Annotated in this window: 16 protein-coding genes; 8 read left to right on the forward strand and 8 right to left on the reverse strand. The window is 45.5% G+C overall.

Annotated features, from left to right (window positions below; all coding sequences use genetic code 11):
• Positions 1 to 93: 93 nt before the first annotated feature.
• From VM802_RS05935 to VM802_RS05960, 6 genes are all read left to right on the forward strand, one after another.
• A complete protein-coding gene (locus tag VM802_RS05935; RefSeq protein ID WP_325528911.1) occupies positions 94 to 927 on the forward strand; it encodes an AraC family transcriptional regulator in 834 nt (277 codons plus the stop codon).
• Positions 928 to 1,021: 94 nt separating this feature from the next.
• On the forward strand, positions 1,022 to 2,212 hold the full coding sequence (locus VM802_RS05940) for an FAD-dependent oxidoreductase (protein ID WP_325528912.1): 1,191 nt from the start codon (positions 1,022 to 1,024) through the stop codon (positions 2,210 to 2,212).
• Positions 2,213 to 2,355: 143 nt separating this feature from the next.
• Positions 2,356 to 2,907 (forward strand): RNA polymerase sigma factor, encoded by a 552-nt coding sequence (locus tag VM802_RS05945; protein WP_325528913.1) that lies wholly within the window; start codon positions 2,356 to 2,358, stop codon positions 2,905 to 2,907.
• Positions 2,908 to 2,992: 85 nt separating this feature from the next.
• Positions 2,993 to 4,039 (forward strand): FecR family protein, encoded by a 1,047-nt coding sequence (locus VM802_RS05950; protein WP_325528914.1) that lies wholly within the window; start codon positions 2,993 to 2,995, stop codon positions 4,037 to 4,039.
• 82 nt (positions 4,040 to 4,121) lie between these two features.
• Positions 4,122 to 7,343 carry a SusC/RagA family TonB-linked outer membrane protein gene (locus tag VM802_RS05955; RefSeq protein ID WP_325528915.1) on the forward strand — a complete coding sequence of 1,074 codons (3,222 nt, stop codon included), beginning with the start codon at positions 4,122 to 4,124 and terminating at the stop codon, positions 7,341 to 7,343.
• 11 nt (positions 7,344 to 7,354) lie between these two features.
• The gene (locus VM802_RS05960) at positions 7,355 to 8,740 is read left to right on the forward strand and encodes a RagB/SusD family nutrient uptake outer membrane protein (protein WP_325528916.1); all 1,386 of its coding nucleotides are present in this window, start codon (positions 7,355 to 7,357) and stop codon (positions 8,738 to 8,740) included.
• A 106-nt stretch (positions 8,741 to 8,846) separates the two neighbouring features.
• Here the strand turns inward: VM802_RS05960 and VM802_RS05965 are convergent, their stop codons facing one another.
• From VM802_RS05965 to VM802_RS05980, 4 genes are all read right to left on the reverse strand, one after another.
• Positions 8,847 to 9,344 (reverse strand): tetratricopeptide repeat protein, encoded by a 498-nt coding sequence (locus VM802_RS05965; RefSeq protein ID WP_325528917.1) that lies wholly within the window; start codon positions 9,342 to 9,344, stop codon positions 8,847 to 8,849.
• 20 nt (positions 9,345 to 9,364) lie between these two features.
• Positions 9,365 to 13,711: a DUF6443 domain-containing protein gene (locus VM802_RS05970; protein WP_325528918.1), complete on the reverse strand. Its 4,347-nt coding sequence runs from the start codon at positions 13,709 to 13,711 to the stop codon at positions 9,365 to 9,367.
• A gap of 74 nt (positions 13,712 to 13,785) precedes the next feature.
• Positions 13,786 to 16,917: an RHS repeat domain-containing protein gene (locus tag VM802_RS05975; RefSeq protein WP_325528919.1), complete on the reverse strand. Its 3,132-nt coding sequence runs from the start codon at positions 16,915 to 16,917 to the stop codon at positions 13,786 to 13,788.
• A 690-nt stretch (positions 16,918 to 17,607) separates the two neighbouring features.
• On the reverse strand, positions 17,608 to 18,084 hold the full coding sequence (locus VM802_RS05980) for a hypothetical protein (protein ID WP_325528920.1): 477 nt from the start codon (positions 18,082 to 18,084) through the stop codon (positions 17,608 to 17,610).
• 123 nt (positions 18,085 to 18,207) lie between these two features.
• Here VM802_RS05980 and VM802_RS05985 point away from each other — a divergent pair, with 123 nt between their 5' ends.
• The gene (locus tag VM802_RS05985; RefSeq protein WP_325528921.1) at positions 18,208 to 18,849 is read left to right on the forward strand and encodes a MarR family winged helix-turn-helix transcriptional regulator; all 642 of its coding nucleotides are present in this window, start codon (positions 18,208 to 18,210) and stop codon (positions 18,847 to 18,849) included.
• Between the two features lie 89 nt (positions 18,850 to 18,938).
• Entirely contained in the window at positions 18,939 to 19,178 is a 240-nt protein-coding gene (locus VM802_RS05990) for an acyl carrier protein (protein ID WP_325528922.1), read from the forward strand.
• A gap of 41 nt (positions 19,179 to 19,219) precedes the next feature.
• On the opposite strand, the gene VM802_RS05995 is transcribed toward VM802_RS05990, so the two are convergent.
• From VM802_RS05995 to VM802_RS06010, 4 genes are all read right to left on the reverse strand, one after another.
• Complete coding sequence (locus VM802_RS05995; protein WP_325528923.1) at positions 19,220 to 19,606, reverse strand: alpha-amylase family protein; 387 nt, start codon at positions 19,604 to 19,606, stop codon at positions 19,220 to 19,222.
• Positions 19,566 to 20,753: a putative Ig domain-containing protein gene (locus VM802_RS06000; protein ID WP_325528924.1), complete on the reverse strand. Its 1,188-nt coding sequence runs from the start codon at positions 20,751 to 20,753 to the stop codon at positions 19,566 to 19,568. The genes VM802_RS05995 and VM802_RS06000 overlap by 41 nt, the downstream gene beginning before the upstream one ends.
• 40 nt (positions 20,754 to 20,793) lie before the next feature.
• Complete coding sequence (locus VM802_RS06005; RefSeq protein ID WP_325528925.1) at positions 20,794 to 21,069, reverse strand: hypothetical protein; 276 nt, start codon at positions 21,067 to 21,069, stop codon at positions 20,794 to 20,796.
• 213 nt (positions 21,070 to 21,282) lie between these two features.
• Positions 21,283 to 22,350, reverse strand: a complete 1,068-nt coding sequence (locus tag VM802_RS06010; protein ID WP_325528926.1) for a hypothetical protein — start codon at positions 22,348 to 22,350, stop codon at positions 21,283 to 21,285.
• Positions 22,351 to 22,377: the final 27 nt, after the last annotated feature.

The following is a 22,377-nucleotide window of genomic DNA, read 5'->3' on the forward strand; positions in this document are numbered from 1 at the left end:
CTGTGAATCCCAAATATCGCAAGAGCACCGGGCATACCAGTGCTCTTTTTATTTACCTTTGCTCATCGTCCTAAATAATCAATACACCATGATATGATTCCTCTGCATGCCCTTACAGATGCGCTGGAAATACAAAAGCTGACCGCAGTGAATCCCGGCAGCATACACCGCAAAATGGCTCACCGCGACGACCACTACCAGTTTGTGATCCAGGAAAAAGGCAGCTGTGTCATGGATGTGGATTTCAATACAGTGCCGCTGAAAGCCGGACAGGTACTCTGTATCCTGCCAGGGCAAGTACACCGCGCAGTGTCTGCCCGGCAATGTCATGCGTGGGTCCTTTCCGTCAAACGGGAATGGGTACACGAAAACTACCTTTTCGCATTTACTACCTTCCTGCCTTTTGCAGGTGCCGCCACACTCAGCAAAGAAAAGGCGACAGCCCTTGCTCATAGTATATCGTTGCTGCATGAGCTGCATACCGCCAGGAAACATTTTCATTTCTCCCCACAACTATTACGCAGCGCCACAGATCTTTGTACCGGCATCTGCGCAAATGCCTACCATGAACACGAACCAGTACAACAACTCCTTACATCAAGACCAGTACAGATCCTTCATCAGTTCAGGCAACTGCTCTCCAGGCATTTTCTTACCATGAAAAGTCCTGCCGGTTATGCTGCTCATCTGAACATCTCCCTCTCCTATCTCAACGAAGTGGTAAAGCAGCAGACCGGTCTGCCAGTGAGCAGGCATATCCTGAACCACGTTATCACTGAATCAAGGCGGATATTATATTATACCGATATATCCATCAAGGAGCTGGCAGATAAACTGGGATATGATGACTATTCCTACTTCTGCCGTATCTTTAAGCAGTCTACAGGAATGACACCCGCACAAGCCCGGAAAACATCCCGCGGATAATCCTATTCTTCCCCCGTTTCCTGCCTTGATCATCATCCACCACCAGCTGAACTTTGTATCGTTGAACTGACAGAACAGTTCTTCATCACAAAGGATGAAAAAGATACAGGTAGCCATAACAGGCGCAGGCATCAGTGGATTATGTCTTGCACAGGGATTATACAAACTGGGAATACCATTCGAAGTATTTGAAAGAGATGAAGCCCCCAACAGCAGGACACAGGGATACAGGATCAGGATAGACATGAACGGTCAACAGGCGCTTGCCTCCTGCCTTCCGCCAGATATGTATACATTATTCCGCGATACATGTGCCCTGCCTTACCCAGGCGTACGTACGCTCAAACCCACATTAGATAACGTCAATGATAAATGGATCTACTCCTGGATGGATAGCAGCAGTGAAGATGCTGCCGATCTGAAAGCGCACAGACTCACGCTGCGGGAGATTCTCATGGGAGGCATCAGGGAACATGTTCACTTCAACCACAATGCGGTAAACTGGGAAGAACACGGCGACGGAAAAATTGTATTGCACTTTGCAGATGGCAGCACACATGTGTGCGATGTGCTGATAGTGGGAGACGGCGTGAACTCTGTTATTGCACGGCAGCTCTTTCCCGGCTCTGCCCCGGTTGATACAGGAAACATCTGCATCTATGGTAAAACGTTACAAAACAGCGATGCCATTGCTGATGTATTAAAGACAGGTACCTCTGCCATATTTGATTCCGGACTGGCAGTGATCATTGACGCCATGCAATTCAAAGCATCTCCTCAGACATTGGCCTCAGCGTCTCCTACCGGCGTCTCTCTCACCCATGTTGACGATTATATGTACTGGGCTATCATAGGCCATCGTGCTGCACTTGGCATTAACTCAGGCCACTCACTGCGGTTTTCCCCCGAAGAGCTGCAAACCATGATAAGTGAACGCACAGGCCATTGGGCTTCTTCATTGCGTGCATTATTTGACCATGCGGATATGTCAATGGCCACGATGATCCCGGTAAAAAGTGCTGGCACATTGCAACCACGGCAGACTAACCTTGTAACCGGTATGGGAGACGCCTTGCATGTGATGAGCCCCGCAGCCGGATTAGGCGCCAACACCGCATTACAGGACGCAGCCCTGCTTGCCGCCAACCTGGGAAAGGCTGCAAACGGAATATGGTCGCTCACTGAGGCCATCACCGATTATGAGCAACGCATGATCAGCTACAGCGGCGCTGCAGTGTGTGCATCACTGGAAGGAGGGAAACAATTATTCGGAGAAGAGGGTTGACAACCCTTTTTCTCCTACCATATAAGGTTGCAGATAAAAGTAATCATTATTTAATACTGGCAGTTCTCCTATCTTATACTTTCAGCTGTACATTTGTTCACCGTGAATGCATATCAGTAACACAAGAACCGCATCCGACCTTCATGCAAAAAACGATTGACACAACTGTATTTGATAATATCTATTATCAATATCATCATGCAGTTTTCAAAAACATCTGCATGATGATAGACAGGCATGACGTAGCAGAAGATATTTTACAGGAAGTATTTCTCGCCTTGTGGCATCACCGCCAACAACTTGATCTGCAGCAGGGAGCAGGCAACTGGTTGTTTGTTGTCAGCTATCATAAATCTCTTCAATATCTCAAAAAAACAGCCACCGAAAAAACACGGCTGGCCGAATATAGTGTTATCCAGGACGCCACAGCAGATGACAACCCGGACGTCATCGAACGTAGACATGTATTGATCAGCAATGCCATCGAAACATTGTCTCCCCGTAAGAAAAGAGTATTCCAGCTGTGCCGTCTTGAAGGGAAAACTGCCACCGAAGCAGCTCACATTATGGGCATCTCCCACTACACCGTTAAAGAATACCTGCAATCCTCTTCCGAAAGCATAAAATCCTATATCGCCGCCAACCAGGCAGCAGCGCCAGTTCTGAGCGCACTGTTCCTCGCCGCTTACCTGTAACACCCCTGCCTTTTTTGTTAACAATTCCGTAATACGACCTTACCCCCTCCTTTTGTTATTCCGGTACTTTTTATAGTAATTGAATATGGAACGATTCGCTATTCTGATACAAAAGATAAAGGACGGCGTAGCTACGCCGGAAGATATAGCCATGCTGGAAGCAATGCTGGAGCAGGAAGAAGACAGCCAGTTCCGGCAGACACTGCGGGAGGCGTTTGACAATGCTATAGCAACAGGAGAACAGGTACTCCCACCCGAGAGAACCAATGCAATATTGTCTCAGATGCATGAGAAGATACAAGCCCGCGAAGAACCCATAACACAGGTGCCTGTACGGCAGTTGCATCCGCGATGGCTCCAACTATTAGCCGCTGCTGCGGTGGTATTACTGATCAGTATCTCAGCAATTGTATACAATCAACTACTGAACAGAAACCCGGTTCCCGTAGTGACAGCACTGCACACAAAAGTGGTTAGGAATGGATCCGGGAAAACAGTTACAATCACACTACCAGAAAGCTCACGGGTAAGTCTGGACCCCGGCAGCTCACTTTCCTATAAAGGAGATACCGATAGTGCAGTCAGGCATGTTACATTACAGGGGAAAGCGCGCTTCTTTGTAAACGCTGACCACAACAGACCTTTCGTAGTATACAGCGGCAACGTCACCACTACAGCACTGGGTACCGTGTTCACCGTGAATGCCGCTATTGCCGGGAAAGTAAGCGTAACACTGGAAAGCGGTAAGGTACTGTTATCAGCCAGGGACGGCAGTCTCCCGGGAAACCTGTACCTGCTGCCAGGAGAAGAATGCCATATCAACAATATCACCCATCAGTATGCCGTAAATAGCATACAAGCTGACAATACTGTACCACGCACGCACACTCCTGTAAAACGGAACATACTCCTGGAGTTCAACAACCTGCCGTTGGACAGCGTATTCAGTCAGCTGGAAAATATATTCAACACAAAAATTCATTACGAATACGAAGATATCAGTGAAGCATATTTCACCGGACAGGTACTATCAACAGACACCTTGCGGAATATACTGCTGACAATATGCCAGCTGAATAACCTGGAATTGACGGAAGACGGAGAAGGGATAAAACTTCGAAAAAAAAGATAACATCTTCAATCATTGCATCTATCTGATATCACGCAAAAAGCGTGATGCGGCTATACTATTCTCTAAACCAATACTGTTTAACATGAGCAGATTTTTAAAAGCGTATACCTGTTTGCTGCTGTTGCTGACATGCGCGTTATCAACCTTTGCACAGGAACCAGGCAGCATGGTGGCTGTTAAAGGCAGTGTCATGAACGAAGCCGGAGAGCCACTGCCCGGTGTATCTGTAACTGCCAGGCAACGAAATGGCAATGACCGGTTCAATGCCGCAACAGATGAAAAAGGTTTCTTCCATCTGCAGGGCATGAAAGCAGGTACAGCGTATGATTTCACCTTCAGCTTTATCGGTTATGAAAACAGTGTGCTGAACGGCTTTCAGGTGAAAAACAGCAATAGCAACCTGCTGATGATCCGGATGAAAGAAGCCAGTAAAGGATTAAATGAACTGGTTGTAGTGGGCTACGGTACACGTACCCGTAAAGAACTGACCGGCGCAGTATCATCCTTACGCTCCGCAGACCTGAAACAACAGGCCGTTACTTCTTTCGATCAGGCGCTGGCAGGCAAGATGGCCGGTATACAGGTAATGCAGACCAATGGCGCCCCCGGCGGTAACGTATCGATACGTGTTCGCGGTGTGGGTTCTATCAGTGCTGGCAATAATCCGTTGTTTGTTATTGACGGGGTACCTATCACCAACGACACCCGCAGCGCTTCGCCTGGCGTAAACAATTACCAGCAGCCATTCAACCCGCTGGCATCCATCAACGTCAATGACATTGCTTCTATCGATGTACTCAAAGATGCCGCATCCGCAGCCATCTATGGCTCCAGAGGCTCCAACGGCGTAGTGCTGATCCGCACCAAACGGGGTGTTGCTGGCAAGATGACAATAAGCTACGACGGAACATATGGCGTACAGTATGTCAATAAACATGTAGATGTACTGAATGCATACGACTATGCCAGGCTGGTATACGACGGACACAATAATGCTTATCTCGATGCAGTGCCCACCGGCAAGCCTACTGATCCCAACAATATACGACCTAAAAATCCATCAACGTGGATACCTCCGCAGATCCTGCCTTACCTCGAAGGTAAACCAGGCCTGACAAATACTGACTGGCAGAAAGAAATTTTCCGTGCCGCGCCGATGCAAAGCCATACCATCAGCATCTCCGGCGGAAACGAAGGACTCTCCTACTATTTCTCCGGCAATTATCTCAACCAGGATGGTATCGTCATCAACAATAATTATAAGCGCTATTCCAGCCGCTTCCGCGTTGATGGCGGCTCCAAAAAATTCCGCTTCGGTGTAAATATGACGCCGTCTTATACAGACAATCGCGTAGTGAATGCAGAAGGCCCCTGGTTTGCGCCAAACTCCGGCGTCATTGCGCTGGCACTAGGTTATGCGCCCATCTTCCCCGTATATAATCCTGACGGTACATTCGCCGACTCAGTGAATGTATGGGGCTATGGCCAGACCAATCAGCTGAACCCTGTAGCCATTGCCACACTCGTGAAAGACCGTATTAAAAATTTCCGTCTGACAGCAAATGCTTACATGGAATATGAATTTATCAAAAACCTGAAATACAGGATCACCGCAGGTGTGGACCTGAACAGCTTCCGCAGGGATTACTATCGCCCTTCCAATCTGCCATTACCTGCAGGCACGCTGCCTTCTGTGGCAACAGGTTTTTCCAATACCGACATGTATACCAACTGGCTGACAGAACATACACTCACCTATAACAAAATCTTCGGTAAACACAAGTTTGATGTATTGGCGGGCTTCACAGTACAGAAAGAAAACCAGGAACACAACAGCGTTACTGCCAATAATTTTCCCACAGACATTGTAACTACATTAAATGCAGGACAGGTAAATGCCGGCAGCTCCAGTCTGGAACAATGGAGCCTTAACTCCTGGCTGGGAAGGATACAGTATAATTATGCTGATAAGTATTTTCTGAGTGCGTCGCTCAGGCGCGATGGCTCTTCGCGCTTCGGCCTCAATCGTAAATGGGCTACCTTCCCGGCAGTATCAGGTGCCTGGCAGGTATCCAACGAAACATTCTTCCGCCAGGTAAAAGCAATCAGCTCTCTCAAGATAAGAGGCAGCTATGGTCTTACAGGAAATTTCCAGATACCAAACTACGGCTCTCTTGCACAGATGAGCAACAAAGGTGGCAATTACATACTCGGCAACCAGACACTCGTCAACGGCGTTTCCATTACCAGTCCGGCCAATCCCAACCTCACCTGGGAAAGTATGTCCAGCTTCGATGTTGGTGTTGACATCGGGCTGTTGAAAGAAGTACTGAACCTGACTGTCGACTATTACAATGCCAATACTACCAAACTATTGCTGGATCTGCCAGTTCCGGGCACTTCAGGCTTCAGCACCTATCTGCAGAACATCGGCGCCGTAAACAACAGAGGTGTGGAAGTATCCTTATCGTGGAATAAACAGATAGCTAAAGACTGGCAGCTGGAAGGTAATGCCAACATTGCTTTCAATACCAATAAAGTGAAAAGACTCGGTCCCTCCGGTGCGCCGATTATTGCTACCGGCGGAACAGGAAATACCTACTTCATTACGAAAATAGGAGAAACCATTGGCTCTTACTATCTGTATGTAACAGACGGCATCTACCGTGATCAACGCGATCTGGATACTTCTGCTAAAACCAGCAACCCTACCCGCGTGGGTGATTTGAAGTTCAAAGATATTAACGGCGATGGAAAGATAGATGCGAACGATCGCGCTATCGTAGGCAGCTTTCAACCTAAATATATCTTTGGCTTCAGCAATACCATCCGCTATAAAAATATCGACCTGAGCTTCTCCATACAAGGTAGCCAGGGCAATAAGATCCTCAATCTATTCCGCCGCTATATCGCCAATGTGGAAGGCAACTTCAACAATCTCAGCGAAGTGAAGGATCATTATGTATCACCGGAAGATCCGGGTAACGGAATTGTAAACCGCGCTAACAGGCTGGCTACAGGTGGTAACGGAATTACTTCCTCCTGGCATGTAGAAGATGGTTCCTATATCCGCGTGAGAAATATTGCGCTGGGTTATAACCTCCCGGCATCGTTGGTCAGGAGAGCAGGTATATCTTCCGCGAGAATCTATGGCGTAGTACAGAATCCATTTACGTTCTCAAAGTATTCGCTGTTCAACCCGGAGATCAGCAACCGTACCGAAAATGCGCTCACTGCAGGAGAAGACTACGGCTCCTATCCACTGGCGCGTACTTATATGATTGGCCTTAACGTTACTTTCTAATGCAGCAAACTATGAAAAAATATATCTTCTGTCTTCCGTTACTGGTACTGACATTTATTTCCTGCAAGAAGGAATTTCTCGATCTCAACCCCGTGTCTGTGATCGCACCCGGACAATTTTTCAAAACAGCCGGTGATGCTGTTACAGCTGTAAACGGCTGTTATGCTTCACTTGCGCTGGGAAGTCAGTACGGATCTACTTTCCAGACGCTTATGGAAGCGCGTGCCGATAATTTCACTGATCAGGATCCATCTTCCAACTCAGGTCAGAACTACCAGATTAACCGTTATTCGGATAATCCGGGTAACACCAACTTTTACAATGCCTGGGTAGGCATCTACAATGGTATCTTCCGGTGCAACACCTTGCTGGCAGCCATCGACGGCATCAACATGGATGACGCACTTAAAAACCGTATCAAGGGTGAAGCACGCTTCATACGCGCGCTGGATTATTTCAATCTCGTAAGACTATGGGGAGCAGTGCCGTTGCTCACTATTCCTGCTGACCCGGTTAATGCCGTTAACCTGAAGCGTGATGACGTTGCCGGCATCTATAAACAAATTGAAGAGGATCTGGTATTTGCATCCGCCAATCTGCCGGACAAATACGCCAGTACAGAACTGGGACGTGCAACTCCAGGCGCTGCAAAGGGTTTGCTGGGGAAAGTATATCTCTACCAGAAGAAATACAGCGCCGCGCAAACGGTGCTGCAGCAAGTGGTCGACAGTAAAGTATTCACACTACTACCTAATGCAGCTGATGTTTTCAGCACCACTAATAAATACAATACCGAGATAGTTTTTGCAATACGCTACGCCAAAGGAGTGGCCAACCAGGATCATGGCTTCTGGTACGCCAATTCACAGACGATCACGGTGGATACAACGTTAATGAAAGCCTACGATGCCAACGACCTGAGACGCCCGTTGGCAGAATCAGCTAAACCCGTTGGCAATGCCAATATGATGCCACGCAAATTTCTCGACGATCCTATCAACGGCAATGCCGGTAATGATTTCCCGGTACTGCGTTTTGCAGATATCCTGCTGATGCAGGCAGAAGTATTGAACGAACAAGGTTACAGCGCAGGCGGCAATGCTTTCACCTATCTCAACCAGGTACGCACCCGCGCCGGACTTCCAGCCTTACAGGCAGCGGATCTACCAGATCAGGCCAGCTTCCGGAATGAAGTATACAAACAACGTCGCCTGGAGTTGCCTTTTGAATGCGACAGATGGTTCGATCTCGTCCGGACCAACAGGGCAATCTCTGAAATACTGGCGAATAAAAAAGTGACCTTGCCTGCATTCCGGCTCATCTATCCGATACCTCAGCAGGAAATTGATATTATGAACAACAGAACTACATTTCCTCAGAATCCAGGTTATGAGTGATGGTGTAGCAACTGGTTATTGTCAATTGAAATATCCTTAAATAGAGAAGTGCTCCCCAATGGGAGCACTTCTCTATTTAAGGATATTCTCTTCTTTTTCATGACCTTCACTCTGTCTCCCATATTTTCATCTTCCCATCCAGGTTGAGGCTTCGCCAGAACTCTTTTTGGTGGTCATGTGTCAGGTCAGAAGGCAGCTTATCTCTTTTCTTGATTTTGAAATAAAGGTTCAGATACCTTCTTGCCAGACTATGTTGTTCCAGTTTATAATAGCAGTAACTAACCCTGAAGCGGCAATCGTTCTTAATGGTCATCGCACGGGAAGTGGAAACATTTGTATGTCTGCATATCCTCTCTATACTCCATGTGAGCACCCATTTCGAAAGTTTAATGGCATCTTCAAGCCACCCAAGCATTTCCAGGTCTGCAGCCAGGTTAGTGATATGTATAGTATTATTCCTGTTGCATAACCATGCACGCCTGTCGTATACATACGCCTTTTTATAATTCGCCTCCTTATAATAGCTGGATGCTATTTCAGATAGTAAATCCGGATCTTCCGGCTTTTTTCTTAAATCGGCAAACAACTGCTTTCTGCTCTTCATGTTCATTTCAGATCTATTTTTTACCCATTCGTTATGTTTGGTAAACCTCCGGCGCCCGATGGCTTGGGCTGATCAGGTTTTGAAGGTGCGCTGCCTGATCCGGAGGGCTTTTTACCATTGTTACTTCCGTTACCTCCATTATTATTGTTATTATTGTTGTTGTTCCCTCCATTCTTATTATTCTTTGCGTCAGCAGCTGCTTGTTCTCTGGCTCTTCTGGCATTGGCATCTTCATGATTATTTCTTTTACTCTTGCTCTTGCCACCAGAATTATGCTCACCTCTGACATTTTGATTGGAATTACCCGTTCTGCCCTGAGCCCTGTTTTTCTCTGCCTGTTGATGCGCATCCTTCTTTTCTTTAGCTTCCTGTTTGGCTTTATCTGCCGCAATTCCATCGAGCAATTCCTGTATTCCACCACCTTTCTTTTTGTTGACCAGTCTGACCGCTCCCGATGGCGGGGGGGCATTTCTGTTAACTCTTGTATTATCAGATGCCGGAGTACTCAGTTCCCTTGCTGTTCTTACCGCCACATGCTCGGCCTGGAGCATGCTAAGAATGGTCACTGCAGTATGTGCAGTCTGATAAATACGATATCCGGTATAAGCTGCTTCTCCAGCTTCAACGAGAGCTATAGCAACTGGTATAAGAAATGCCAATTTCCCATCAGGGTCAGCAAACCTCACTGGATTATTATAAGCAAAGTGGTATGGCGTCAGATGCTCCTGGTCTTCGTCAATCATCGGATCAACCTGCATAAACCGGCTTGTCTGCGCATCATATGATCTTGCGTTAAAATCATACCAATCGAGGCCGGTACCATCACTGAATTCTTTTGTCTGCAACTCATTACCATTATACTTTCTGCGGTTCTCAGGATAGCTTGTCCCCTTCAGCGCGTTGGAAGATATCCCTGCCATCGGCAAGCCAAATGGATAATAATGCGTTGTTTCCAGAATAGGCCCTGTTGCTTGCGTTACTGTTACGTTATCAAAGAACACATCCTGCTGGCTTTCGTTACTTGTATAGACATACAGGAACCCACTTTTCTTCATCACCATTTTATCGGTACCCAGCATCTGTAACTGGTCAGGCTCTCCCTTCACTTGTTTGACACCACTATTGCCGTCTACTAATTTAAACTGTTCATCAAAGAGAACAAAATTCAAAAAAGCTTTGGGTTTATCAATATAATTCTGGTCCGGATCCTTTTCTTTCAAACGCTGATAATCAGCGGACGTAAAGTTACTGGCAAAAGGTCCATTGGTACCCGGCCCGGATAAAGCGCCATGATCAGCCCCTGTGCGTACCGGGTTGGTAAATGTTTGTGCCAGCGAGGTCAACATCTCTGCCGGGATAGCATTTCTGTCCGACTTATCCGGCTGTTGAGATTTATAAAAGGCCTGGGCGCCAACCTGTATAGTATCACCAGTGAGCACACGCAACACCAATGACGGTCCGATTTTATTCCCTTCTTGTCTGGCTGACAACTTTGCTACAAATTGGTTACCGGAAATCCCCTGAGCACCAGGGTATCCTACAGGCGCCGGGCTACGTGTCTTATCAACATTACTGAACAATGCTGTTTCCCTGGCGGCAACATTTTGTTCCATCGTTGCCGTATATACACTGAGATCGCTCTGTTCTGTTAACACCACCCTGGTATTATTCTGATGGTCCTTCAGGAAATAATCATACGTGTAGGCAGGCGGTTGCCCTGATTTATAAACCAGTCTGATCCTACCCTCATCATGCTGGAAAAACCGCAGTGTGTCTTGTTCATACAAAAAATCTCCAATATAATCGGCAATAATAGTCCTGGCAGGAGTTACAGTCTTATCTGTTACAATTTTCCTGAGTTTGGTCCCCGTTGCATCATAGAGATATTGTACGGTTCCTTTATTGGTAACCGTGACCTTTTCGGGCAAATTCAGATAGTTATAACTAATACCGCCTTCCGGGATATTCCGGTTATTATCACGGGTAATATTCCCATTTGCATCATAGCTGTAGTCATTATCTCCGGTTCCGTTGACTTCCTTAAAATCACCGAGCACAGAACTGGGATCATTTGCAACATCAATCACTCCCTGCAGTCTGTTGCCCGAGTTACCGGACACATAGGTATACTTCAATTGATCGATAACAGGGCTGCTGGTTCCTTTCAACCCGTTTCTCGTGAGGCTGAGGATATTACCATTTGCATCATAGGCCAGATCCGGAGTGGCTCCATCGCCAAGCATCATACTGAAATTGACACCAGCGCTGTTATTCCACTGACCGTTGTTTTGTGTAAAGTCTGCTTTAAGCAAACGATTGGCGCCGTCATAACTAAAACCAAAAGAACGGTATTCATTATCGTTTTTGCTACGCCATGTCATGCCGGCTATGTTACCATTATACTGACGGGTGGTATAACCATAATCGTAATACAGGGAGGTGCCAAAATAATTCTGCCCGCCATTTTGCGCATATTGCTTATTTATGTCACTTAACCATCCCTGGATATTATAGTCATAATCCAGACTTTCAATATTATTACCCAGTGTCTTAACATCCAACCGGCCCAATTCATCATATTTACGCTGAACGATCACTTTATTTACGCCATCATCATTCAGCTGTTTGCTAATAGCAGTAACCCTGTCTGCATTATCATAGGCAAACATTGTCATAACGGTTGTCTGCGGGGTAAGAGCGCTTCTTGGATTGGTGTGTTTTAAATAGCTGCTTAACACATTCTCCCTGAAATCATACCCTTTGCTGAGTACGTTTTTTCCTCCGGTTGCATTATCAGATATAGTCTGTATTATGCGCTGCTTATCACCGTAAAAATAAGAGGTAGTAAGCCACTGGTCAGTACCTAATATCCTTACTTTCTTCCCTGTTATCAGGCCTTTTGTTCTGTTGCTGGCAGCCGATACAAATTCGGCCCCTATATTGTTTCCTGCTTTAAGTTTTGCAAAATCCCCGGGTATGAAGGTATGTGCATCCGCGTATCCATAATTATCATAGAAAGTATAAATAAGTGGCGTTAAATCACTCGCGGGAATAGCCACGGCATTTGAAACGGTAATTGTCTGCTGGCTCTGCCCGGCCGTGGGGCCTAACTCCGTCTCAAAAACGGCATTGTCTCCCGACTCGAATCCAATATTAAAAGAGATGCTGTTTGTCGCCTGGTATTTACTTCTGCCGTCATGCACAGCCACCTCCAGATCCGCAATACCAGGGAATGTGGAAGTAATAGTACCATTACCGTTGTTAATGCTATTAACCTGGTTTTGCAAAACTGTGCGGTCACTACCGGATTTATAAATAGCCGTAAGTATGGGTCTGTTGAGTTCATCATAAAAATATGCCAGCCATTGCCCATCTGCTTTCTGTTTTCCATCCCGGCTGAATACGAGTCTGTCACGCAGATCAAACACCTGCTCCTGTATTGCAGCGCTGGGGAATTTCTTCTCCACCATCCGGTTCCTGGTATCATAAGCATAATAAAAACATAACTCATTAACCATATCCTGAGGCGGGCTCCAGCTACCAGCTGATAGCTTCACGGCTTTGGGGGGGATAATAAATCTCAGGTTGCCAATATTGTCATACACATAATATGTACAAAGCCAGTTGGTATTTCCGTCAGCAGTACCTACCACCGTTTCTTCCTTTGTCAATATTTTCCTTTCTTCCTTATCAGTAAACTCAATTTTCCTGAAACCGTTTTCGTCAGTAGTAACAGTCTTGTAAAGCTGTCCGACTTCATATCCTTTCGTACTGACAGGCAGATTTGCAGCAGATATATCCCATGCCCTTACATCGTCTGCAGCCGTATTGGAAAGAAACCTCTGTGATACTCCTCTTGCACTACCCGCCCAGCTGTTTCCTGCAGACATAGACTTCGTAATTCTGTTAAGTGGTGTAGGCTCGAACTGCGTTTCCTTATAGTATATTTTCTCCAAAGGATACAGGCTTTTGATGAACTGAGCCTGATCCTGAAAGGGATTAAGTTTCAATTTACCGTCGCCGGTAGGCGCCGCGTACGGCAGATAATTATACTGCTCCCGCCTGAAAGCATCATAGATATAAGGTGTTACGAGGTCATTCCCCTGGGGAGAAAACCCTTTTACTACCTTTTGTTGAAGGCTTCCAAAGGCATCAAAATACTCCGTGCTTTGCCTTACGGAACGAACATCTGCCGTATTGGTCACCGTAGCAGCATCACCTACAGGTATAGCTGGTTCTCTGGTTCTTATATAGTTGGTAACCGGATTGACGTACTGCCCGGGAGTTGTAACAGGAGTTGCCTGTGGTGGCAGCCCTCCTGTTGGTATATTCTGGGCGTATGATACATTACAGATCAATAGTATCATCCATCCAAGTAAACATCTGCTAATGGGATATTTATGTAACATAGAATAATTTATTTCAGTAGTACAGAGATATTTTATTTGGTGACAGGTACCTGATACTGGTATTCGTAGTGCTTAAGAATTTTGCCATCCTGATCTTTGATCACGCTCAGTCGTCCGAAGCTGTCATACTCATAGAAGGTGGTCTTTCCGGCAGGATCTGTTTCACTGGTTATACCAGACCAGGGGTTATATGTATAGGTATTCACCGAAGTACCGGATGGAAGCTTCTGACGGAGTAGATCCAGTTCATTTCTTAATTGTGCATCTCCCACTGGATTCTGTAATATTGCATCATTCACGAGTGCCTTAACTGTATTATAGTCGCTACCTATAACTTTCGCTACCGGTAGCTGGTTACCATATCCCCACAGGTATACTTCATTGATGTTGCCTGCCATATTTCTTTCCAGTACATTACCCATTACATCATATTTATTGAACGTATATCTTGGCTCAAGTGGTCCGCCACCATTCTGAATACTAATCCGGGATGATGCAATCAGGCCTGCAATACCATTCGGGAACCCATATTCAGTAAGGATCTTCTCAACTTGTTGTCCGCTACGTTGCTTCGACGATTCGATAACAGCATCCAACATATTCCTCGCATACATTGAATCATACACCAGACCGGTGTAATCACTGGCGTATTTGTAATTTGTTACAACAGCCTCTCCTCTGCTACTTGTGAGTACAGAGGAAGTAATGTTATTGTTGACGGGGCGTGCATTATAATAATCGGTAGTAGTATTGATAACAGGAGCCCCCGTTTCATTGTAAAGCGTTTCAGTTTTTGTTTTCAGCCCAACCCATCCTGCATAGAAAGAGTAGGATATCACATCATAAGAAGTAAAATAGGAAACTGAGTTAGGATCATCTCCTCCCATGATCATGGTTCTGTAGGCATAACCCGTTCTGGATTTACTAACCGGTCCTGACAGATGGTATTCATACTCTTCCGATTTAACCAGCTTTAATGTACTATCAACTATTTTGTAGTATTCCGTTTTTGTTTCCAGCGCTGCTTGTTCCCGCACAATAGTAAAAGGCGCTAATGAAAATGATGTGGATGTATGACCCGTAGCCGTAGCCGCAGTTTGGTAACCTACTGCTGGTATAGGTAATCTTACATCAAATTCGTGTCTGATACACCCATTCTCACTATTGTCGCCAAATGTTTCAGTTACATTACTATAATAAACAGGTGCGCTAGAATACGCAAAAAGCTGCATCAGCGACTTGTTATGTCTCAGTTTTGCATAACAATGGGAGAACCCTCCGACATGTATATCAGGACAGTGGTTTTCAGTATATAGCTCTTCTTCAAAGTTGAGATATCCAAGATAATTACCAGACGATTCATCTCTTCCAAAACGATTGTACGCGTATTTCTTCACATGCGTTTTACTATCGGCATCTACATCTTCTTCCTTTGCAACCCTTACTCCTCCATGAGATACATTCTGAAGCACCTGTGTAGTGGTAACCTGCTCTGCGTTGAATTCACCATACAGGTATTCCCCGTAACAGGTCATATTAATTTTTACGCTTCCGGTCGGTCCTGCCGAAAATATATCTCCTATATCAATGATACTATATGATAGTGTCTCGCCCGGATATACAGACTGAGAATGGATTAATTTGTCGGTAACCGCATTCCTGACTTCCACATCCATACGGTGCATCGGGTAATCGGGGGCTCCACTGAAATTCCACGCACAATATCCTGATATTCTGAGTTGAGTCGAACCTGATCTGTCCAGCGTTTTAGTAGTTGAATATTTCTGTGCGGAATGATCGCCCGTTCCATATCCATGGAGGTTTCCTACATTAGTATACGATACCTGATTCACATAGGAAGCAATCGTATTCCCTTCATAGGTAAAATTGGTATACCCTCCGGTTGGATATGTAATCCTCGCCAGTGTACCAAAATGAGCAACAGATGGGTCGGGATAAGGGCTACCCGTTCCGGAGGCATTATAATACCCCCAGGCATCAGTCTGGGTATCCCCTCTTTCCGGTAACCGGTCAATATTGTTGTAGTCCATTCTATATACCATACTGTCTTGCATCGATCCGGAGAAAATCGTTACCCTGCTCAAATAGGGCCTGTATTTCTTCGTGCCGTTGGTATATTGCATTCTGATCTTCCTTAACAATGTTGTACCATTATCCTTGATCCCTTCCACGCTCATTTCCTTCATTAAATAATCTGACGAATTTTCGAGTTTATTATCATACCCAAAAGAGATTTTTATTTTATCGCTGGTACGTATCTCCTGTAACCGGAAGGTGTTTGTTGTTGCCATATTGGTACAGATAACTTTGTCGCGGACCGGACAGTCACAAGGAGGGCCGTCATGGAATAATGTCCGCTGGGTAACAACATCCGTTATTTCAGATGCAGAATAATAGTTGTAAGAATACTCTGGTGAATAAATGTAAGAAACCGTTTCCTGTCCGGGTGTAGTTATACTTTTGAGGAACCAGGCTGTTGGTGCGAAAATGGCGTCAGGATGATAACCGTCACTTGGGCAGTTATCTATTTTCCTGGAAGTTTCTATTGCGTCGCCACCAAACATGTAAACATTTCCTTTCCCGTCAACCGCCCTGAAACCGCTACTTACCTTCTTCACTTTATAGGACGTATTCTGGTTAAGAAAAACAGCAGTGTCGCCAGACAGGAAAAAGTATCCCGTAAATCCAGGTGCCACCAGTGTAAATAAATCAGGCTGGGCATCCATTCGGGGAGTACTACCAAAAAAGATTAACCTGCTCAATACTTTTGCGTCAAATCCTTTCTCCAGCCCCTTCGTTAAGTCCTCTGAAATTTCATCCGGATCGTCAAACACACTTCTCCTTATACAGAACTCACCGGTAAAAGACCAATCGGTACCAAGAATACCGGATGTCGCATCTACCAACACTCCATTGCTGGAATAATTCAATCCCATAGCGATATCCACGCCATTCTTCAGGTTAAACTCATATAAGGGGATTTCGGCTGTAGCAGCACCAGTAGAGAGATCTATTGGCAGATCTCCGAATTTGCCCAGGCTGGCTGCCGTGGGCGATGGCTGTACTATGGGTGCAAAATATTTATTGCTGCTCTGGGAGAATACCCGGCAGACAAACATTATACATCCAAGTACAATAATCAAGGTTGATTTCAGGATTAAATTCATTTGAAGTTGCATAAATAGGAAAATATATAGGGAGTAAATCTTACTACACGGAAAGACGTTAAAACACCTTTATATAGGTTACTGGCTATACGGGATACGGCATAGGGCACATTCAATCAGTCTGATACAAAGGCCAGGTTAACGCAGGTTTTTACATGTACAGAAAAGTTTGTAAATAGCTGGTTATCGTTAACATCAAAAGAAAATCAGCTACAATACTTAGGCATAGTTCTGATTTACAACATCACTTTCGCAAAGTAATTATTTTTCCATTAGTGCAAAATTATTTTTGCTTAACTAGCGGAATCCGTTACTTCCTATGAAAAAAACACCCCAGCATTATACTCCTCAACATATCTAGCCTTCATAGAATAGCTACAGCATTATGTTTCACGCCACAAGAAAAATTCGCTCCAACCAGGTTAGCAACAGGAATAGTATTACATAAAGATTTATACTATCATTGCAGACGAAATCAATAAACAGTTATACCGGTAAAATACAGAAGGGGCGTCTTATAAGTTTTAGACGCCCTCCTTCTACATAAAATACTTCAGGTTCCTGGAGAGCCTTATCAGCAACCGGAGTACACATAGATGTATCACCAGGGGAATACGGATCATAAAGCATATTTCCTGCGCCAATCTTTTTAAACAGCTGATCACATCAGTTGAATTTGAATACGCTCAAAGTAAAGATGATAATGAACATTGCCAGCTGCAACAGATGGAACAGTTGAAGATTGCCTTTTATCTTCAGCAGCCCTTGTTCCATAGTGATACCCGTTTCTCCGGAAGTAAGGAACCGGCGCAATTTCAGACCCTGTCTGCGTCCGAAGGCCAGTCCGTTGATAATAATCAGGATGACCAGCGCAAATTTGATCCGGAACCAGAGCTGTTCTCCGAAAGCTCCGTGCGTAATAGCCATCATGGTAACGCCCGACGCGATCAGGAATAATATGCCGATACCAAACGCGATAGGCAACTTAAATAAAGCCTCACTGACCGCGAGGCCTCCTTCCCGGGCTTTAGCCAGTTGTTTCCAGAATTGACGGAAAAGAATGAAATCAGCCAGCGTAATACCAGCCATCATGGCTAATCCAGCGATATGCGTTATGAGCGCGATGTGATAAATAATCATCATGACAGAATAGGATTTTAATACGTTATCGTAATTTATACAACAAATATATAACGGTTACGAAACAATATTATTACTTCCGTAGTATTTTTTTATATTTTTATGACGAAACCGAAATAAATTATTATGAATCAGACTGTTAAACTGGTAACACTGTGGGGAGCATTTGAAGAGCAACATCCGAATGGAAACATTGAGGACTTCTGCAGGCATTACCTGGCCAGCCAGCGACAAAAGAAAGTGAAGGGACCAATGGTAGGCGGCGTGATTCCCCCTGTAGCCGATGGCGTATTGTTGAAAACGATTGGCCGCATACATAAGCTGAACAGCAATTACGCCAATCTATCCCTGAAGGGTACAGGACTGAACCAACTTGAAGAACTGGGCTTGCTGCTCACCATCAGGCAGGAGAAAAATCCCAAAAAGACGGAACTCATATACGCTAACCTGTTTGAAGTTTCCAGCGGTACAGACATGCTCACCCGCCTGAAAACAAGGGGGCTGATAAAAGAGCACAACGATAAAGAAGACAAACGCTCCAAAAGGATTGAACTGACCGCCAAAGGAGAGAAAACTGTAGAAGCCGCCAAAGCAAGGATCATAAAGAATGCCGCTATGATGACCCATGATCTTACCGAAGATGATAAGCAACTGTGCATACAGCTACTGAAAAATATCGAGATAAAATTTTCGGCGCTCTGGCAAAAGCACAAGGGAAAAGAGTTTGACGAGATCTATGAAGAGATGATGGAAGAAGATAAAAAATAACCCTTAATTTTTTTGGATTAACAACTTTATACGGGAGATAATCTTACTTTCAGTGAACCTCAATTTGTATCACCCTTAAAAATAAAACCATGTCCACTATTGAAAAAGTAAGAAGCCTCGTTGCACAACAATTACAAGTACCAACTGATGCGATTTCCACTGATGCTACGCTTGAAGAGCTGGGAATGACCTCCATTCTGGCTGTGTCACTTGCATCCAGGCTCGAACAGGAATTTGGTATTGAATTAACAGATATACCAACTCAGGAGCCACAGACTATAAACAGCCTTACAGCACAAATCGAAAAGCTGACATCAACAGCGAAGTAACTATAGCACAGGGACGCATAATGTATACGTCCCTGTACGTATTATTTGCTTTTCATCAGCTTCAGTAATATGATACCATGCGAAGGAATGGTGACAGTTATATCTTTTCTACCGGAAGCAATATTATTTTTCTTCCAGAGATCTCTTACTACATAAGTGCCGGATAAGTTAAGTTTGTCGAAAAACAGCGTTGTATGCTGTTCCACCGCCTGCGGGTTAAGCAACCCAACAGCTATACCTCCATCCTCCAATGACTTGCTCCACACCTCCGTACTGTCGGGCAATACTGTTACGAGTCTGCCAGCACGGCCCAGCGCATCCTGATTCACAGCAATCACTTCTTCATTGGTGATCAGGCTTAATGTAAAGTCATCCAGTAACTCCACATTAGCGCCCAGCAACAACGGAGCGCTGAGCAGACACCACATACTGAAGTGGGTCTTCCTGAGTAAGGTGATTCCGTCGGGCCTCGCCTTCATGTTGTGCGCCTACTACACCTATCTGCAGTATATCCGGATCATTCCAGCTGCCAGGTTTTACATAAGCGGATTTATCCGCCAGTTTCCGGAATGCGCTGTAAACAGATTTCCAGTTATCGGTAATATCTCCTTCCGTGCGCCACAACTGCCCACCCGCCTCATTTCCCCACTCCCATACATTGCCCATACCATACTGACAAAGCGCGTGAATAATATCACGTTTCTGTGCCATCAAAGCATCGGACATCAGGCGGTAAGGCCTCATCAGCTCCTCTTTAGAGTTATTCTTTGCAAATACTCCGTAGCTGCACCAATCGTATTTCAGATAGTCGAAACCGTTATCTGCAAAAAACTTCGCGTCCGTTGTTTCGTATCCATAGCTTCCGGCAACACCGCCACAGGTAAGAGGCCCGGGCGAGCTATAGATACCGGCCTTAAAGCCCATCGCATGCATCTTAGCCGGGAAGTTCCGGATGTTGGTGAAAAACTGGTTGGGGATCAGTTCATTATTTTCATCTCTCACACGTCCTGTTCTTCCTGGCAGGTTTCCAGGTCCTTCGTAATAGTCATATACATCTCCGGCTTTCCGTTTCAACCGGGCCCACACCGTATCACTCTTTGCGGGCTGATTGGTCCAGGGATCATCAATCTCTATCACACTCCAGCCATATTGCTGTAAGCCTTTCTCCTTGATAATTTCAGCCGATTTGATCACTTTATCAAGCGATACATTGCGACCGAAGCTATACCAGCTGCTCCATCCCATTGGCGGCGTAAGCGCAAGTTTATCCCCAACCACCAGGGAGAACTCTTTTTTAGTGCGCCCTTTTTTGTTGGAGGCAGACAATACAAGTTTATAGGTGCCTGCTTTCGCCACCGTTCCGGAAATCACACCGGTAACCTTGTTCAGCGTTACTCCGGCAGGAAGGCCCGCAGCCTGGTAAGTTACAGGGCGTTCTCCACTTACCGGGATCATATAAAAAAACTCCTTTCCCGGCCGCGCACCATAAAGCCTCGGCCCATTGATAGATGGGACCTGCGCGTACGTGACCACGGATGAGAATAAGGAAATAATTAAGAATGCTCTCTTTTTCATTGTCAACTGTAATTCAGATGATGGTTATAGATGATAAGTATTATGCGCTGATCGTATCATCCTTATCATGTTCGCGCTGTGCAGCAACCGCTCTGGCAAAGGCTGCGGCCGTGGCCGGCGGTATTTCACAAAGGTAGTATGTATGTATTTCGCGTCCCAGAGAGTCCGTATACAACATGGAATACGGACCATTCTCACAATACTGGTCATCCACCAGTACATCGGCAATCAACAGTTCGGCATCGGCATGATCAGTAAAAGAACAGGTAAACAACAATTCTTTTCCTTTACCATAAAAATCTACTCTTATCATCATCAACTATTTAACTATTACATAGTACAGGCGCCCTAAATATAGGAAAAAAACATAGCAATAAGGCCACCGCCCCCGAAAGGACGATGGCCACAGAGAACGTTCACTGTTCAGGAATTCTTTACTTCAGCAACCTCCACTCACTCAGCTGGAAGTCAGGACTGCCGTTAGTGGCTGTAATGTACAGCCTGTAATACTTATAGGCAATCTGGTTGCTCACGGTGAATGCCTTGGTCTGGTTGCACCCGCGCCGCCACCATTTTCCTTGCTGACGGTGACAGTACCCTGGTTGGTAATATCACTGGCGCCGTAGTTAATGCCGGGGAAATCAGTTTTAGCCTGTTGCAGTTGCACAGTCCAGTCGTTGCTTTGTTCATCTTTATCACCGAAGGCCGTCAGCGCCAGCTGTCTGAGATCAGCGCCGGCAGCACCGCTCCAGAAATGTACAAACTCACCGAAGTTCATGCCCCGGGTGTATTGCGGATAAGTGGTTACGCCATTGTTGAAAGGTTGTTTCGGGAAATGTTGCGCCAGTAATTCAAAGAACCTGTTCAACGTAGGTGCGCCACCGTAGTTGGTGTAGATGGGATAGAACCAGTCGCGGAACCAGTAGGTATTAGCACGCGGGAAATTGTCTGTCTGCGTGATCTTGCTGTTATACCAGCGCTGTACATCATTAGTGCGGCCCAATGCACGATAGAGATCATACTGATAGATCTCCATCCATTTGCTGTCGTGCCAGATACCAAAGGCCGGTGAGTCATGCACGCCTTTGGATGCGCCCTCCACGATGTGCCCTACTTCATGGGAGATCACATCAATCTCATAATCGGTGGCATTCATCCAGGCGTTGGGATAAGTTACACCTATATCAATCACATTCCGGTAATCGTGGTCGGCAACCATGTACGTAGAAGGATGGCCGCCACCATATTTGCCGGAATGCAGAATCGCATAGAGGCGTTCATTGCCGAATGTTCCGTAGGTTCTTTTGGTGTAGTTCCAGATTTGGGCTGCATAGGAGAAAGGCCAGCTGACGCTGCTGTTGACATCATTATCAAAATAAAATGCTACACTGGTATCATAAAACACGCGATGCAATAATTGCTGATGTTCAAACCAATGTTCCTGCCAGGTGGCAGGTGGCGCTGCAAGGTCGGCGGAGATATTGGCTCCTTTCAGCTTTTCAGCAGAGAGCAAACTATCGCCGGGAGTCATTTTCTTTTCGCATCCGGATAATGCACCCAGCAGTAGCAACGCTGTGGCAAACAATGAAATTTTCATACCATCGGTTATTTTATATGGTTAAAA

This window comes from Chitinophaga sp., assembly GCF_035538455.1.
GTDB lineage: Bacteria > Bacteroidota > Bacteroidia > Chitinophagales > Chitinophagaceae > Chitinophaga.